This window comes from Aquaticitalea lipolytica (assembly GCF_014641635.1).
GTDB lineage: Bacteria > Bacteroidota > Bacteroidia > Flavobacteriales > Flavobacteriaceae > Aquaticitalea > Aquaticitalea lipolytica.
This window is the reverse complement of sequence record NZ_BMIC01000003.1, coordinates 198917-214869: the sequence shown is the minus strand read 5'-3', so window position 1 is coordinate 214869 and position 15953 is coordinate 198917. Positions and strand designations below refer to the sequence as shown.

Genomic DNA, 15953 nt, shown 5'->3' with positions numbered 1-15953 from the left:
CATAATTGGAACAGTCTTTTTTTTAATGCTAATTTTTAGTAGTATTAAAAATAAAATGAACGAGAAAAAGTTGCAGAAACTAAATGAAAGTCGACCAAATCTCACTCGTTCTGAATATATAAACCGACTTAGTAAAAAAGGATTTGATAAAATACACGTCGAAGTTGTTTATGACAAAATTCAAGAATTTATACAAATGGACGACTTCTCAATTTACCCTGAAGATGATTTACATAAAATATATGGAATTGAGGATTTAGATTATATTGATATTATAGATGGAATTTGTGAAAAACTGAATTTAAGAAAAGTTGAACAAAAAGATATTAACGAATTGAATAAAAAAATAAAAACGTTTAATGCGGAATATATTCTGACTCTGATAAATAATATAGTGAAATAAATTCTTACTAGAGCGCTGTTTATAACTAATTGCTTCATTTTATTTACTAAATTAGTTAACCATACAAAACACGCTAACTGTTACTCCATGACAACAGTACAAACTTCAAACAGATGACTATAAAATTGAGCATATTTACATTTTTCAACGCATTGGTTTTATTAACATCTTGTAATGGACAAACCACTAAACAACACGTTAAAACAGACAACATTGTAAAAGGCGATACTGTAACAGAACTTGGAAATAATATTATGGTTATTCATCAAGACAAGAATAATATGTACTGGTTTGGAAGTTGGGATAATGGCGTGTATAAATATGACGGAAAATCATTCACAAATTTTACGACTGAACACGGTTTACCAAGCAACAGAATTGACGAAATTAAAGAAGATAAATTGGGCAACATATATTTTAATAGCTGTTATCCCAATTCAACAATTGTTAAGTTTGATGGACATAATTTTACTACATTAACCGCAATTCCGAGTATTGAATGGCAACTTCAATCAGATGATTTATGGTTTAGACATTCTTATGAATTTGAGAACAAAGTGTATCGTTATGATGGCATTACTTTACATGAATTACAGTTGCCTAAACCACCCAACCTCTCCAATCCTTTTGGAATCTATAGCATTTATAAAGACAAAAAAGGAAACATTTGGTTTGGTACAAATCCATCTGGTGTCTGTCGTTATGACGGAAAATCATTTGAATGGATTACAGAAGAAGATGTAACAGAATTTCGCAACGAAGGTGCAAACGGAGTGCGTTCAATTACTGAAGACAAAAATGGCGACTTTTGGTTCAATACTGAATATCGTTATAGTGTTTACGATAGCACAACATTAAAAAACAAGACACTTTACACAAGACACGAAAGCATAGGTGGTTTAGATGGGAAAAAGGACAGCGATTTGGATGAGTATCTATCAACAGTAACAGACAATAATAACAATTTATGGTTTGTAACCTATCGTAATGGCGTTTGGAAATATGACGGAACAAAAATTACGCATTATCCAGTTCAAAATAATTCAAAAGACATTACTTTATTTAGTATTTACAAAGATAACAATGGCGAACTTTGGCTTGGAACACACGAAAATGGAGTGTTTAAATTCAATGGAACAGCTTTTGTGAAATTTGAAAAATGACAAATAAAAAAAGAGCTACTACTAATAATGGTTATAAGTAATTGCTTGTGTCTCGTAGATTTTATTTACTAAATTAGTACTCAACCATAAATAAATACGTAATAATCAAAAGCAAAAGACAAATGATTAAAAGCTCTTTATATCTAATAATTTTAATCATCTCAACTTCATCAGCCTTTAGCCAAGAAGTTGAAAACAAAAAAGATAGCATTAAAAATGAACAATCGGAGTTTTCTAAATTTTCCGATGGTCCATATATTTTTATTGAAAAAGACAAACTAGTTGAAAAAACAATAATAAATGGTAAAGTTTTCTCAAGGCTTTTAAAAATCAATTCATTCGACACAATATACTCTCCTGAAAAATCCATTTTTAATGACGTACAAAATATCGCTGCATTAAGTGATATTCATGGACAATATGACTTAGCAATTGAGATATTAAAAATCAATAAAGTAATTGACAAGAATCTAAATTGGAATTTTGGAAAAGGTCATTTGGTAATTACTGGAGATATTTTTGACAGAGGCGATAAAGTTAATGAAATGCTTTGGCTGGTTTATAAACTCGAAGCTCAAGCAAAAAGCAAAGGAGGTCATGTACATTTTCTTCTTGGAAATCATGAATATATGATTCTTCATAAAGACCTAAGATACTTAAGTAAAAAATACGAATTAACTTCTAAATTACTGAATTTGGAGTATAATGAATTGTACAGTACAAAAACTATTCTTGGAAGATGGCTACGCTCAAAATCAACAATTATTAAAATAAATGAATATGTTTTTGTTCATGGTGGCATTTCCGAAGATTTTATAGCTGATACTGATTTTAATTTTGAAAAAGTAAACGATATAATGAGAAAATCTATTGATCGAACTAAACAAGAAATGAAGTCGACCAATTTTTATGACACTTATTATGGTAGCAAAAGTTTGATATGGTATCGAGGTTATTTTTATGATAGTTTATTAGATTCAGATATTTCAAAAATATTGAAACTGTTAGATTCAAAACATATTATTGTTGGGCATTGTTCAAATGATGAGATTGTTCAATTATATAATAATAAAATTTTTGGTGTAGATTCTAGTATTAAAAAAGGCGAATACGGAGAGATTCTATTTATTGAAAACAATCAATTCTTTAGAGGTACATTAAGTGGAAATAAAATACAATTATAAAAGCTAGTAATCCCAAAAACGTGTATAATTAAAATCTAAACACATGAAAAAAATAGAATTTAAAGAACAGATAAAAGCCTCACCAAAAATAGTATATGAAACTATGCTTGGATTAAATGATATTACTACTTATGAGCAATGGACTGCTAAATTTAACCCTACTTCTACTTATGAAGGCAGTTGGAAAAAAGGAGAAAAAATGTATTTTACAGGAACAGATGAAAATGGCAAGCGTGGTGGAATGATTTCTGAAATTGCTGAAAACAAACCATATGAATTTGTATCTATAAGACACTACGGAATTCTTGATGGAGACAATGAAATAACCTCTGGAGAGCAAGTTGATAATTGGGCAGGAAGTTTAGAAAACTATTCATTTCAAGAAAGTAATGGTATAACAACCGTAAAAGTTGAAATGGATACAATGGATGACTACATTGACTATTTTAAAGAATCATGGCCTAAAGCATTAAACATACTTAAAAAAATCGCAGAAAATAAAAGCAGCTAAATACCAATACTGTTTGAATAAAAAAAACACTTAGTTATACCATATTTACTCGATTGCGCAAAGTTTTAGTTAAGTAATTAAACAATCTACATAGATTTCCCTTTTTTCACCTTAGATTTACAATTAACTAACTAATACCTAAACTACAAATGGCATCTTACTCAATAAGTGAAATCAACAACATTATAAAAGGCGAATTAATAGGCAATACAACCTTAAGTATTGAAAGTCCTGAAGAAATACAAAAAGCAAATAGTAATCAAATTACATTTATAGGAAGTAATAAATATGTGAAATTTTGGGCTGAATCAAAGGCTTGTGCTGCATTTATAGATTACAATGTAACTATCAGTCCTGGTGATAATCGCGCTTTTATTAAAGTAAAAAATGTTGATTTAGCAATGGCTAAAGTGCTAGATCTTTTTAATTTACCATCACCTGTTTTTGACACCAATATACATCCAACTGCAGTTATACATGAAACTGCAAAAATTGGCACAGACTGCAAAATTGGTGCAAATTGCTATATAGGTAAAGATGTAGAGTTAGGAAATGGAGTTGTTTTATACCCAAATGTTTGTGTGTTTGACGAAACCATAATTGGCAACAATACCATTGTTTGGTCTGGTACTATTATTCGTGAACGTTGTATTATAGGTAGCCATTGTATTTTTCATACTAATGTGAGTATTGGAGCAGATGGGTTTGGTTATAGACCAAGTGAAGATGGTAGGCAACTCGTTAAAATACCACAGATTGGAAATGTAATAATTGGTAACTATGTTGAAATTGGCGCTAACTCTTGTGTTGACAGAGCCAAATTTAGCTCTACAATTATTGGTGATGGTTGTAAGATTGACAATTTAGTACAAATAGCACATAATAGCATTATGGGACGCTCTTGCATAATGGCTGGACATAGCGGACTTGCAGGCTCTGTTACATTAGGTGATGGTGTTATTATTGGAGGAAGCGCATCTATTAAAGACCATACCACAATACATTCTGGCGCAACAGTTGGAGCTGGTTCTGGAGTTATGAATGATGTAGAAGCAGGAAAAACTGTTTTAGGTTATCCTGCACAAGACGCTAGAGATATGCTAAAAGAATGGGTAGCTGTAAGACGATTGGTAAAAAATCAATAAATTTATAATCTAAAACCATATTATAATTAGCTTTTACATTAAAATGAATACTGATATAAAAGCATATAATAACAATTTAGAGTCTTCAGATAAAGACATTTGCAATTTACTAGCTGCTGCTATTGATAATATATTAACTGAAGCTGATAGTAAAATTTGGCATGCTCATCCTGTTTGGTTTTTAAACGATAATCCAACTGTTGGTTACAGCAAGCAAAAAAAGGGTTTACGACTTATGTTTTGGAGTGGAGCTGATTTTGGAGAGACTGATTTAAATGTTAGAGGTGAAAAATTTAAAGATGCATCAATTTTCTTTAAATCTGCCTCAGAAATAGATGTCGAAAAATTGCAACAATGGCTCGAAAAATCGAAAACTATACAATGGGACTATAAAAATATTGTAAAACGAAAAGGTAAATTAGAAAGGCTAAAATAGCTAATGATAATTTTATTAAAATAGCAATTAATGAATACAACACCAGAACACGATGCACGCATTGCAAATATGACTTTTGCTTCAGTATATCCTCATTATGTTACAAAAGTTGAAAAAAAAGGCAGAACAATTGAAGAACTACATCAAGTAATTGAATGGTTAACAGGTTTTAATGAAAAAAAACTAAAAACTCTTATTGAAGAAAAAGCAACCTTCGAAACTTTTTTTAAGCAAGCAAAATTAAACCCTAATGCACAACTTATTAAAGGTGTTATTTGTGGTTATCGTATTGAAGATATTGAAACTCCTTTAACAAAACAGGCACGCTATTTAGATAAGTTAATTGATGAATTAGCCAAAGGTCGTAAGATGGAAAAGATTTTACGAGCTTAATACAAATTTATCGTTCAACATATTTAAAGTTAATAGGCAAACTATAAGTCACTTTTACAGCTTTACCTCTTTGCATTCCAGGAGTCATTTTTGGTAATAAGCTAATAATTCGTACGGCTTCTTTTTCTAAAATTTTATCAGGACCACGAGTTTTAATATTAGTTACAACTCCATTTTTATCTATCGCAAACAAAACATAAACTTTGCCGTGAATACCTAAATCTTGAGCTAATTCAGGGTATATAAAATTGCTTATAACGTGTTCTTTAATTTTATTTTGAAAACATTCTTTAATTTCTTCTTTTGTCCCTTTTTCACAGCCAGGAAAAATTGGAGCACTTTCAATAACAGCAAAAGGAATCTCTATATCTTCCTCTACTTCAACAACTTTTATATCTTCAATTTTAGAAATTGGTCCAGTTGTATTGGTAACCTTACCAATAACATCTAATTGACTGGTTTCACTACTTTCAATAAAAGTCTCATTAACATCTGCTATATTTTCGGCTATTTTAATAGCTCCAGCTTTTATAGCTATTTGAGGTGCTGATGTTGCAGGTGTTTTTATTGATTTAATAGGAATTTCTTCTTCAAAAGAATCCTCAAAAGATATGATCTCAATTGGTTTAACTTTCACTTTATAACTCTTGTATTCTAGCATTTGCCATGAAAATAATAAAGTGAGACAAAGACCAATTGCAAAATAGAGTTTACTATTTCTCTCGACTGCTACTTCTGGATTTTTCTTAACTTCCATAATAACAATATTTTATATTTATGAAGTTAGCGCATTGAAGTGATATTTTCTATGACAATTATCAGAAATATTGAATTGCAAGCCTTTGTAATCAATTTTATCATTTAAAAATATATTTTTCATATATTTGGTAAACCAAACTGGTTAACCAATTTATAATAATGAAAAAAATTATCATTTTAATTTGTGTCTTACAATTTAATATAAGCTACACTCAAGTAACACTCAACGCTGATGGACCAGGAAATACATACGAGTTAATTACTTCAGTTCTTGCGCCTGGATATAATCCAGTAGAAGTTCCAGATTGTAATCATACTAGTTTTGGTCGACATATTGACGAAGTTTATGACAATGAATTAAACACAAATGTGTTTCGCTTTTATATTCATACTTCGCCTGATAATGACAGATGTATAAATGTTGACAGACAGCGAAATGAAATAAAAACTTATGACCAATCGCCTGAAAATTTATTAGGAAGACAAAACGAAATTGTAGTGTATAAATGGAAGTTTAAACTGGAAGCAGGTTTTAAAACCTCATCAAATTTCACACATTTACATCAGTTAAAATCTGTAGGTGGAGCACTTGAAGATATGCCAATGTATACTTTAACGGCAAGAAAATCAAATCCAGATCGATTGGAACTACGTTACGCAGAAACCGATACTCAAGTTACACTGTTACAAACAAGCTTAGCGCCATTTATTGGCACTTGGTTAGATGTTACAGAGACTATTACTTATGGTACATCAGGTACTTATGCCATTGAAATAAAAAGAGTTGATAATGACAATATATTATTAAACTACTCTAATAATTCTATTATAAACTGGAGAACTGGAGCTTCTTTTGTTAGACCTAAATGGGGAATTTACAGAAGTTTGCTAAATGCACAAGATTTGAGAGATGAAACCATTTTATTTGCCAATTTTAGTATTGAAGAATTACCAACTTTATCAATAAATGAAGCTGATGTTGATAATACTACTTTTAGTATCGTTCCTAATCCATCAAGTAACATAATACATCTAAAAAATGTGAACACAAATGCTAGCTTAATACAACTTTACAGTTTAGACGGAAGAAAAGTCTTGGAAAAAGATTCAAATTTTGAAACTAATGTAGATATAGATATTTCTTCAATTTCTAATGGTAGCTATATTATTATTGTTAAAGGCAAACAACTGTATCAATCTAAATTACTTATTATATCTCATTAAATCATTTTACAATTTATCCAACTGATTATCTGTTCCTTTCTCACTAATAGTCCAAAAGAAGCCTACAAAAAAGAACTGATCTGCTGCTGGTTGTAATGAGCGACGTGCAAAATTACCATTCATATCTGGTGTATTACTATACTGATATCCATTTATATTTTTAAAACCTAGCACATTATTTACCGATACATATAAAATTTTTTGCTGCGAAACTAAGTAAGCCCAATTAAGACTTATGCTATTATATGATTTCGTTTTAGCATTTAAAAATCCTTCTTGGTTAGGGTTTGTATATGTGCGTCCAGACGCAAATCCGTAACTCATACCAACTTGACTTTTCCAGTCTTCAATCCAATATTTACCAACTACTGAAATATTATGGGTATTTGCAAAGCTTGGTCTTGCAGAGTTAAGGTAGTTTTTATAATCACGCTCTGTATCTAAATAAGAGTAGCTTAACCAATAGTCTAAATTCTTAAAGGTTTTATTATCTCTCCAAAACAAATCTAATCCTCTTGCAAAACCATCACCTGAATTGTTATAATTACTATCAAAACTCGCAAAATCAGTATCATATTTTATTAGGCTATTATAGTTTTTGTAGTAAGCTTCAGCTCTAAATATCTTACCATCTACATTGTATTGGTAGTTAAGTATATAATGTGAGGTGTTTTGTGCTTTTAAATCTTGCTCAAATTTTAAAATGTCATTACTAGGGTTTTGGTAAAATTGACCATAAGCTAATGATAACTGACTTTTATCTGAAGTTTTATAAGCTAACGACAATCTTGGTGATACTGTTGCATCTTTAAACAAAGCACTATACTCTGCTCTCACTCCAAGTTTCATTGCTACATTTTTAGAGAAAAACACATCAGCTTCAGCAAAGGCTGCTGCAATATTATTATTAAAACCATAATTAACTTGAGGTGTCGCATCATCTTCATAACGCTCATTAAAATCTGTTGCAAAATAATCGGCTCCAAAATAAAGTTTTAGTCTATTACTAAAATGACGTTTAAATTTTAGCTTGGCATGTATAGAGTTTTCTATGTCTTTAATATCACTATCTACAACACCAATTTTTGTGTTTCCATAAGTATAACTCATTCCTCCAGACACTGACCAAACATCATTTAATAAACCTTGATACGATCCGTTAAAGTAAAGGTTTTTGTTATTCAGTTTAAAATGAACTCCTTCAGTTCTATTTATATCTTCCTGTGTAAGCTCAAAATTTGAAGCATCAAAAGCTGTATACAATTTAAGTAAACCTTTATCAAATTTTTGTCTAAAAACAGCTTCGCCTGAAGCGCTTTCAAAAGGCTTTTCCCAATCATTTCTATCGGGAAACAAAGCAATATAAGGCGCTAAGTTAATGTAAGAAGTATTAACACTTAAGGAGCTTCTTTCCCATTTTTTGGTATGACCTACGCCTCCACCTACAGTCATAATAGCAATATCTGTTTTATTCTGATCTGGCTCGTCAATTGTATTTAAAAGCAGTACGCTAGATAAGGCTTGACCATATTCAGCCGAATAACCTCCTGTTGAAAAGGTAATACCATCAAACAAAAAAGGCGAATAGCGTCCTCGTGTTGGCGTGTTATTAGTTGTTGGGCTATAAGGTGTAAACACACGAATACCATCGATAAAAATTTGTGTTTCATCTGCGTCTCCACCACGAACAAACAAACGACCATCTTCGGCTACTGTTGTAGTACCTGGAAGTGTTTGCAATGCACCTACAAAATCACCTAAAGCACTAGCTGTAGTGACAACATCTAAAGCATTTAAAACTGACACTTTACTATTATCTCCTGCAGAAAATGTTCCTGCTGAAATAACTACTGCGTCTAAAGTATTTACATCTTCGCGAAGTTTAATTTGCAATGCCTTCATGTATTTTATATCTCCAGCCATTGTAAACGTTTCATAAGATAAATATGAAACGATTAAGGTTTGTGTTCCTGTTTCGTTAGTTGTAAATGAAAACGCTCCATTTTCATTAGTTGTACCTCCATCATATGTTCCTTCTAAATACACATTAGCACCAATAATAGGTAATCCGTTAGTATCTTTAACCTTACCATCTATTGTACTTTGAGAGAATGTTAGCATTGTGATTAGCAAGCTTAAAATTGTAATTGTTTGTTTCATGATTGAATACTTTTTACTGTTCGTTTTTTTTGATGAAGCAAAGTTGCACTAGTAAACTGGTGATTAAAATTCTATATAACCGAATTGTTGAATAACTAGGATGAATTGAATTTGAGAATTGACAAATCATATAAAAGAGTATATTTAGGCACTAAAAGATTAAATATGCTCAATTCTTCCGAACAAAAGTTCAGTCTTATTTTTAGCCTAATATTAATATCTGAGCTGGTTTGTGGTAGTTTAGAAAGTCTTTCATTTTTACATTACTTTACAAAATCTGCCATAGTTATTGTTCTAATGATTTATTTTTTCAGAAGAAGCAATCATTTAACAAACACACTAAAACAACTAGCACTTTTTGCTTTACTGTTTTCATTAATTGGAGATGTACTACTTATGTTTGTTGATAGAGCTCCAATATATTTTATGTTAGGTTTAGTGTCTTTTTTAATAGCACATATCCTTTATGTTTTTGCTTTTTTGAAACATAGAAATACAAACAAAAACCCAATAGCTTTTATCATCATTTTAGTGACTTATGCTCTAGGATTATTTTATCTGCTAAAAGATGGATTAGGTGATTTATTGCTTCCAGTAATTATTTATATGTTGGCAATTTTGGCTATGGCAACATCGGCATTTTTAAGACAAAATAAAACATCAAAAGCGAGTTATAACTTTGTGTTTTTAGGAGCAATTTTATTTATGATTTCTGATAGCATTTTAGCACTAAATAAATTTTATCAACCAATACCACTATCTAACATAAGTATTATGCTAACCTATGCTCTAGCTCAATTTTTGATTGTAATTGGACTCATAAAACAACGATAGACAAAACCTATAGCTAAATGTTATTAAATTAATATTCAGATAATTAAAATACTATTATTAAATAATTAATTTAATATATATTTTATATTTTAAAATAATTTGAAATTAGTGTAACATAAATGAAAAACAAGCTACTAATTGATTAACTAACCAACTTTGATTTGAACAAAGAACTTGAACATAGTTTTGTAGAATTACTTGAAGAGCATCAAAACATTGTGCATAAAGTATGTCGATTATATACTAATAATCAAGATGCGCATAATGATTTGTTTCAAGAAATTACCATACAATTATGGAAGGCATATCCTAAGTTTAGAGGTGACTCAAAATTTAGCACTTGGATGTACAGAGTTGGCTTAAACACAGCTATTACTTTATACCGAAAATCCAAACGTATAATTAATACGTATGATATAGAGTCGTTTCAGTTTAAGATAAAAGCTGAAGAGTATGACGACACAGAAGAGCAGCAGTTAAAACTATTATATCAAGCAGTACATCAATTGAATGATATTGAAAAAGCATTAGTGTTTTTATATTTAGAGGATAAAGATTATAGAGAAATAAGTGAAACCCTAGGTATTAGCGAAGTAAATGCGAGAGTAAAAATGAACAGGGTAAAAACAAAATTAAAAACAATACTAAATCCGTAAGATTATGGATGAATTAGAGCTATTAAAAAAGGACTGGAAGAAAGACGATACTCTTAAGTATCCTAAACTGTCCTATAACGAAATATATACAATGATTTTGAGGAAATCTTCTTCAATAGTCAAGTGGATATTCATTATCAGTATTCTAGAATTTGTATTCTGGACATTTATTGCCTTTGCTTTTAAAGGTAGTAAAAGCCTTAAAGAGTTTGAAAAATTTGATTCAGACTTCGTAATTATTCCACTAACTATAGCTGGTTACATTGTACTAGCTTATTTCTTCTATTTGTTTTACAGAAACTATAGAAATATTTCTGTAACTGACAATGCAAAGGTGTTAATGGAAAACATCTTAAAAACTCGCCGAACTGTTAGGCAATACGTAGCATTTAACCTGGTATACCTAGTTATTGCAACATTTGCTGGTATATATATTCAATTTGACCAAAACCCAGCGGTAATTAACAGGGCCGAAATGGCTTCTGCAAATGGTGAAGCATTTATGTTTTATGCTAAACTGTTTTTAATGACCTCAGCCGTATTACTAATAATCATCGGAATATTATTACTGTTTTACTGGCTTATTTATGGTATTTTATTAAAGCGTTTAAACAGAAATTACAAAGAATTAAGAAAGTTAGAAGTCTAAACTTTTACACCAAAGGCTTTTTATTATCTGCCTTCCATTTGCGTAATTTATTAAGTTCTTCTTGAGCCATAAGTTCATCTTGCGGAATAACTTTTAAAAAAGAAGGATGCTGCTCTATTGCATATTCTATTTTTTCAACTATTTGAGCAATGCTATCATTTTCGTAATCTATCTCTAAAGGAGCTTTAATCTCCATAGACTGCAGAATATTTTTCTTTTTAACACGTAGTCCTTTTTTATCAAAAGAGCGTCTGAAACCGTCAATTACGATTGGTACAACAATTGGTTTGTATTTCTTAATAATATGAGCTGTTCCTTTTCTAATAGGCTTAAAAGGTGTTGTAGTACCTTGAGGAAAGGTAATTACCCAACCATCATCAAGCGCCTTACCAATCATACTAATATCGCTCATTTTTACTTGCCTGTTCACATCCTTACCTTCTGCTCTCCAAGTACGTTCAATACTAATAGAGCCAACATAAGCTAATATTTTAGGTAACAAGCCTGCCTTCATCGTTTCTTTTGCAGCAACGTAATAGATATTTAATTTCGGATTCCATAAATACCCTACATTTTTAATAGAGTCGTCACGATTACTCAAACTAGCATTAAACACATGAAACATAGCTACTACATCAGCAAAATAAGTTTGATGATTAGATATAAACAACACGTTAGTGTCTGGCAAGCTTCTTATAATTTCAGAACCATCAATTTGCAATTCGTTAAAACCTCTAAATCGCCTGTGAGTTAGGGTTCCTAAAATTCTGATTAACCATTTTTTTATAAAAAGTATATGCCCAAAAGGGTTTCTTTTAAATAATCCCATTATATTTTTCTCTGAAGTACAAAATTACAAAAAATCAAAACTTACAATACAGTTTTTAGCAAGTCTTTTACTTCGTTAAGCATCATTGCTGTAGCTCCCCAAACAATATGTCCATTAAAATGAAAAGCTGGCACCTCAACTTCTTTTTGTAACGATGTCATTATCAACTGTGAAGTCATTAAATTATCATCGATAAAATCTTTAATAGTAACCTCAATCAAATCTTCAACTTCATCTTCTTGTTTTACAAATTTTGGTGTTTTCGTAGTTATTCCCATAAAAGGATGCACTGTAAAGTTGCTTGGCGGAATATAAACCTCAGTCATTGCCTTTATAACTTTAATATCTTTTAGAGGCACTCCTACTTCTTCTTGTGTCTCTCTAACAGCAGTATACTCCAACGATTCGTCTTGCGGCTCAAGTTTTCCTCCAGGAAACCCTACTTGAGCAGAATGAACACCTTTGTAGGTTTTTCTTAAAATTAAAATTAGATTTGTGTTTTGTAAAGTATCTGGGTAAAACAATGCCAAAACTCCTGCTCTCTTTGAGCTTTTCATAGCCTCTGCTTGTTTTTCAATCAAATCCATACGATATGGAGGCGACATTTTAAACTGAGACGCTTGCCCTGGAAGTGGAGCTTGTTCTATCTTAGATATAGAATTTAAAAACAAATCAAAATTCATCTAGTTATGAGAATTTTAGTATTAATATGCTTGTGTTTACTTTTAACGAACTGTGAAGATAAACAATCTCGCCAAAAAAAAAATAACAGTTCTACAATAGATTCAACAAAAACCGAAAAGGAAATTACAAAAAAAGATTCTGTAACTACAGAGACTAATGAAATACCTTTATTAGATGATAAAAATGCTATTCCGTTTTTTCAACAATATGAAAAGGAGAATAAAGAAAACAAAGTAAGGATTTACACAGATTTTGGTAATATAGATATTCTACTTTTTGAAGAAACAAAATACCATAGAGCAAATTTTATATTTTTAACCAAGCAAAACTATTTTAGTTACACGCAGTTTTATAGAGTTATAAATAATTTTGTAATTCAAGGTGGTAATAGTGATGACTACGATATTGCAAGAAAACGAAACGCTATAGGCAAATACCTTCTCCCTACAGACTCTAAAAAGGGTTTTGTACACGACAGAGGTGTTGTTAGTATGCCAAGTGGAGAAATTGAAAACCCATACAAACTCGCCTCTCCTTTTGAATTTTTTATTGTTCAACAAAAAGGTGGTGCGCACCATTTAAATGGCGACTATACCATTTTTGGGAAAGTAATTGCGGGAATGGATGTTGTAGATACTATAGCAGCACAATCTACAGATGAAGGCGATTGGCCTTTAAAAAACATATACATAACCAAAGTAGAAATTATAAAATAATTAAGATAATTCTATACGAAAAAGTAATACCTTGAAACCTTAAAATTTAAAACTAAACCAATGACTAAACAAAACAAGTTAAAACACATAAAAGCCTTTAGTTTATGTGTGATAGTAGCATTTTCCAGCTATGCCCAAAACCCTGATAATATGACTAATAACACATTACTGCAAGAATGGACAGGATCTTATCAAGGCGTGCCAGCTTTTGATAAAATGAAAGTAGAAGATGTAAGCGCTGCAGTTGAAAAAGGAATGGAATTAAGTCTTGCAGACATTGAAAAAATTGCAAATAATCCTGCGGCTCCAACTTTTGAAAACACTATTGTTGCAATGGAAAGCTCTGGCAAAGAATTAGACAGAGTTTTTACATACTACGGAATTTTAAGTAGTAATATGTCGTCTCCAGAATTTAGAGAGATTTCATCTAAACTTGCACCAAAGCTATCAGAATACCAATCTAAAATATCTCAAAACGAAAAACTTTTTCAACGTATAAAAGCAGTTTATGATGCTTCTCAAAAAAAGCCTTTAGCTGCAGACCAACAACGTGTTGTAGATTTAACATATAAAAGTTTTGAAATGAATGGCGCTAATTTAGATGCTGCCAAAAAAGAACGTTATGCAGCCATAAACAAAGAGCTATCATCTATATACAATTCGTTTTCTAATAACGTACTTCATGATGAAGAAAATTATGTTACTTACTTAAACAAAGATCAATTAGGAGGACTATCTGAAGGGTTTATAAAATCAGCAGCTAAAATTGCAAAAGATAAAGGTCGTGATGGCGAGTATGCAATTACTAACACACGCTCTTCGATGGATCCATTTCTTACATATTCAACTGAACGCGAATTACGCAAGCAAGTTTGGACCAACTATTACTCTCGTGGTGATAATGGTGATGAATTTGATAACAACAAATTAATTGCAGAAATTTTAAAACTTCGTAAAGAACGTGTTGCTCTATTAGGTTATGATAATTATGCACAATGGAGATTACAAGATCGTATGGCAAAAACTCCAGAAAATGCAATGGCACTTATGAATGCTGTTTGGCCAGCAGCTATTGCAAGGGTTAGCGAAGAAGTTGCTGATATGCAAACAGTTGCTAATGAAAATGGTGATAATATTACTATCGAACCTTGGGATTACAGATATTATGCTGAAAAAGTGCGTCAGAAAAAATATGATTTAGATAGCGATGAAGTAAAACAATACTTGCAGTTAGATAAATTAACCGAAGCTTTATTTTTTACAGCAGGAGAATTATTTAATTACAAATTTACTCCAGTAGCCGAAGGCTCTGTTCCTGTATTTCATGAAGATGTAAAAGTTTGGGAAGTAACAGATAAAGACACAGGTAAACATATTGGTTTATGGTATTTAGATCCGTTTGCACGTGCTGGAAAACGCTCAGGTGCTTGGGCAACTACCTATAGAAGTTACACCTCTTTTGAAGGCGAAAAGAATGTATTAGCTTCAAACAACTCTAACTTTGTAAAACCAGCGCCAGGCGAAGCTGTATTAGTGTCTTGGGATGATGCAAATACATTTTTTCATGAGTTTGGACACGCATTGCATTTCTTTTCTTCAAATGTAAAATACCCAACTTTAAATGGAGGTGTTAGAGATTATACAGAGTTTCAATCACAATTATTAGAGCGTTGGTTATCTACAGACGAAGTTATCAATAAGTTTTTGGTACATTATAAAACAGGACAACCAATTCCTGCTGAATTAGTTGCGAAAATAAAAAAAGCATCAACTTTTAATCAAGGGTTTTCAACTACTGAGTATTTAGCATCAGCTATTATGGATATGAAATTCCATCTTGCAGACCCAACAAATATTGATATTGATAAATTTGAGCGTGAGACTTTAGCTGAGTTAAAAATGCCAAAAGAATTAGTAATGCGTCATAGAACACCTCACTTTGGTCACGTGTTTTCTGGAGAAGGTTACGCAACAGCTTACTATGGTTATATGTGGGCAGATGTACTAACTAGTGATGCTTCTGAAGCATTTAAAGAGTCTGAAGGTGGATTTTATGATAAAGACGTTGCTGCTAAATTGGTAAAGTTTTTATTCGCACCAAGAAACTCTATGGATCCAGCTGAAGCTTATCGTTTATTTAGAGGTCGTGATGCAAAAATTGAAGCATTAATGAGAGATAGAGGTTTCCCTGTTCCTAAAGAATAAAT

Annotated in this window: 17 protein-coding genes; 13 read left to right on the top strand and 4 right to left on the bottom strand. The window is 31.2% G+C overall.

The genetic code is table 11. The features are described from left to right. Nucleotides 1–55 precede the first annotated feature (55 nt). The 7 genes from IEW41_RS09935 (at nucleotide 56) to IEW41_RS09905 (ending at nucleotide 5235) form a co-directional block, all read left to right on the top strand. Complete coding sequence (locus IEW41_RS09935) at nucleotides 56–403, top strand: hypothetical protein (RefSeq protein WP_188606204.1); 348 nt, start codon at nucleotides 56–58, stop codon at nucleotides 401–403. A 113-nt stretch (nucleotides 404–516) separates the two neighbouring features. Next, nucleotides 517–1566: a ligand-binding sensor domain-containing protein gene (locus tag IEW41_RS09930; RefSeq protein ID WP_188606203.1), complete on the top strand. Its 1050-nt coding sequence runs from the start codon at nucleotides 517–519 to the stop codon at nucleotides 1564–1566. 122 nt (nucleotides 1567–1688) lie between these two features. Next, nucleotides 1689–2750, top strand: coding sequence for a metallophosphoesterase (locus IEW41_RS09925; protein WP_188606202.1), 1062 nt, complete (start codon nucleotides 1689–1691; stop codon nucleotides 2748–2750). A 43-nt stretch (nucleotides 2751–2793) separates the two neighbouring features. Continuing rightward, nucleotides 2794–3261 carry an SRPBCC domain-containing protein gene (locus IEW41_RS09920; RefSeq protein ID WP_188606201.1) on the top strand — a complete coding sequence of 156 codons (468 nt, stop codon included), beginning with the start codon at nucleotides 2794–2796 and terminating at the stop codon, nucleotides 3259–3261. A 149-nt stretch (nucleotides 3262–3410) separates the two neighbouring features. Beyond that, nucleotides 3411–4406, top strand: a complete 996-nt coding sequence (gene lpxD, locus IEW41_RS09915; protein ID WP_188606200.1) for a UDP-3-O-(3-hydroxymyristoyl)glucosamine N-acyltransferase — start codon at nucleotides 3411–3413, stop codon at nucleotides 4404–4406. 43 nt (nucleotides 4407–4449) lie between these two features. After that, complete coding sequence (locus IEW41_RS09910; RefSeq protein ID WP_188606199.1) at nucleotides 4450–4842, top strand: DUF1801 domain-containing protein; 393 nt, start codon at nucleotides 4450–4452, stop codon at nucleotides 4840–4842. A 30-nt stretch (nucleotides 4843–4872) separates the two neighbouring features. Then, complete coding sequence (locus IEW41_RS09905) at nucleotides 4873–5235, top strand: DUF2200 domain-containing protein (RefSeq protein WP_188606198.1); 363 nt, start codon at nucleotides 4873–4875, stop codon at nucleotides 5233–5235. 7 nt (nucleotides 5236–5242) lie between these two features. Here the strand turns inward: IEW41_RS09905 and IEW41_RS09900 are convergent, their stop codons facing one another. Next, a complete protein-coding gene (locus IEW41_RS09900) occupies nucleotides 5243–5992 on the bottom strand; it encodes an energy transducer TonB (RefSeq protein ID WP_188606197.1) in 750 nt (249 codons plus the stop codon). A 161-nt stretch (nucleotides 5993–6153) separates the two neighbouring features. Here IEW41_RS09900 and IEW41_RS09895 point away from each other — a divergent pair, with 161 nt between their 5' ends. Then, nucleotides 6154–7218 (top strand): T9SS type A sorting domain-containing protein, encoded by a 1065-nt coding sequence (locus tag IEW41_RS09895; protein WP_188606196.1) that lies wholly within the window; start codon nucleotides 6154–6156, stop codon nucleotides 7216–7218. Nucleotides 7219–7224: 6 nt separating this feature from the next. On the opposite strand, the gene IEW41_RS09890 is transcribed toward IEW41_RS09895, so the two are convergent. Further along, entirely contained in the window at nucleotides 7225–9378 is a 2154-nt protein-coding gene (locus tag IEW41_RS09890) for a TonB-dependent receptor (RefSeq protein WP_188606195.1), read from the bottom strand. Nucleotides 9379–9543: 165 nt separating this feature from the next. Between IEW41_RS09890 and IEW41_RS09885 the strand changes: the two genes are divergently transcribed. The 3 genes from IEW41_RS09885 to IEW41_RS09875 all read left to right on the top strand — a co-directional run bounded on the left by IEW41_RS09885 (nucleotide 9544) and on the right by IEW41_RS09875 (nucleotide 11517). Then, entirely contained in the window at nucleotides 9544–10212 is a 669-nt protein-coding gene (locus IEW41_RS09885) for a lysoplasmalogenase (protein WP_188606194.1), read from the top strand. 161 nt (nucleotides 10213–10373) lie between these two features. After that, nucleotides 10374–10868: an RNA polymerase sigma factor gene (locus IEW41_RS09880; protein ID WP_188606193.1), complete on the top strand. Its 495-nt coding sequence runs from the start codon at nucleotides 10374–10376 to the stop codon at nucleotides 10866–10868. A gap of 4 nt (nucleotides 10869–10872) precedes the next feature. Beyond that, the gene (locus tag IEW41_RS09875; protein ID WP_188606192.1) at nucleotides 10873–11517 is read left to right on the top strand and encodes a DUF8845 family protein; all 645 of its coding nucleotides are present in this window, start codon (nucleotides 10873–10875) and stop codon (nucleotides 11515–11517) included. Between the two features lie 4 nt (nucleotides 11518–11521). Here IEW41_RS09875 and IEW41_RS09870 read toward each other — a convergent pair whose 3' ends face one another. Further along, complete coding sequence (locus IEW41_RS09870) at nucleotides 11522–12346, bottom strand: lysophospholipid acyltransferase family protein (RefSeq protein WP_188606191.1); 825 nt, start codon at nucleotides 12344–12346, stop codon at nucleotides 11522–11524. 41 nt (nucleotides 12347–12387) lie between these two features. Continuing rightward, nucleotides 12388–13029, bottom strand: a complete 642-nt coding sequence (locus IEW41_RS09865) for an NUDIX hydrolase (protein WP_188606190.1) — start codon at nucleotides 13027–13029, stop codon at nucleotides 12388–12390. A 6-nt stretch (nucleotides 13030–13035) separates the two neighbouring features. Here IEW41_RS09865 and IEW41_RS09860 point away from each other — a divergent pair, with 6 nt between their 5' ends. Both IEW41_RS09860 and IEW41_RS09855 read left to right on the top strand, forming a co-directional pair. After that, entirely contained in the window at nucleotides 13036–13746 is a 711-nt protein-coding gene (locus IEW41_RS09860) for a peptidylprolyl isomerase (protein ID WP_188606189.1), read from the top strand. Nucleotides 13747–13806: 60 nt separating this feature from the next. Continuing rightward, the gene (locus IEW41_RS09855; RefSeq protein ID WP_188606188.1) at nucleotides 13807–15951 is read left to right on the top strand and encodes a M3 family metallopeptidase; all 2145 of its coding nucleotides are present in this window, start codon (nucleotides 13807–13809) and stop codon (nucleotides 15949–15951) included. Nucleotides 15952–15953: the final 2 nt, after the last annotated feature.

Coding starts and splice junctions, on each gene's coding strand:
- IEW41_RS09910 (WP_188606199.1), top strand. CDS start 4,450: ATGAATACTGATATAAAAGCATATAATAACAATTTAGAGTCTTCAGAT.
- IEW41_RS09895 (WP_188606196.1), top strand. CDS start 6,154: ATGAAAAAAATTATCATTTTAATTTGTGTCTTACAATTTAATATAAGC.
- IEW41_RS09870 (WP_188606191.1), bottom strand. CDS start 12,346: ATGGGATTATTTAAAAGAAACCCTTTTGGGCATATACTTTTTATAAAA.
- IEW41_RS09930 (WP_188606203.1), top strand. CDS start 517: ATGACTATAAAATTGAGCATATTTACATTTTTCAACGCATTGGTTTTA.
- IEW41_RS09905 (WP_188606198.1), top strand. CDS start 4,873: ATGAATACAACACCAGAACACGATGCACGCATTGCAAATATGACTTTT.
- IEW41_RS09855 (WP_188606188.1), top strand. CDS start 13,807: ATGACTAAACAAAACAAGTTAAAACACATAAAAGCCTTTAGTTTATGT.
- IEW41_RS09900 (WP_188606197.1), bottom strand. CDS start 5,992: ATGGAAGTTAAGAAAAATCCAGAAGTAGCAGTCGAGAGAAATAGTAAA.
- IEW41_RS09865 (WP_188606190.1), bottom strand. CDS start 13,029: ATGAATTTTGATTTGTTTTTAAATTCTATATCTAAGATAGAACAAGCT.
- IEW41_RS09890 (WP_188606195.1), bottom strand. CDS start 9,378: ATGAAACAAACAATTACAATTTTAAGCTTGCTAATCACAATGCTAACA.
- IEW41_RS09925 (WP_188606202.1), top strand. CDS start 1,689: ATGATTAAAAGCTCTTTATATCTAATAATTTTAATCATCTCAACTTCA.
- lpxD (WP_188606200.1), top strand. CDS start 3,411: ATGGCATCTTACTCAATAAGTGAAATCAACAACATTATAAAAGGCGAA.
- IEW41_RS09920 (WP_188606201.1), top strand. CDS start 2,794: ATGAAAAAAATAGAATTTAAAGAACAGATAAAAGCCTCACCAAAAATA.
- IEW41_RS09875 (WP_188606192.1), top strand. CDS start 10,873: ATGGATGAATTAGAGCTATTAAAAAAGGACTGGAAGAAAGACGATACT.
- IEW41_RS09935 (WP_188606204.1), top strand. CDS start 56: ATGAACGAGAAAAAGTTGCAGAAACTAAATGAAAGTCGACCAAATCTC.
- IEW41_RS09860 (WP_188606189.1), top strand. CDS start 13,036: ATGAGAATTTTAGTATTAATATGCTTGTGTTTACTTTTAACGAACTGT.
- IEW41_RS09885 (WP_188606194.1), top strand. CDS start 9,544: ATGCTCAATTCTTCCGAACAAAAGTTCAGTCTTATTTTTAGCCTAATA.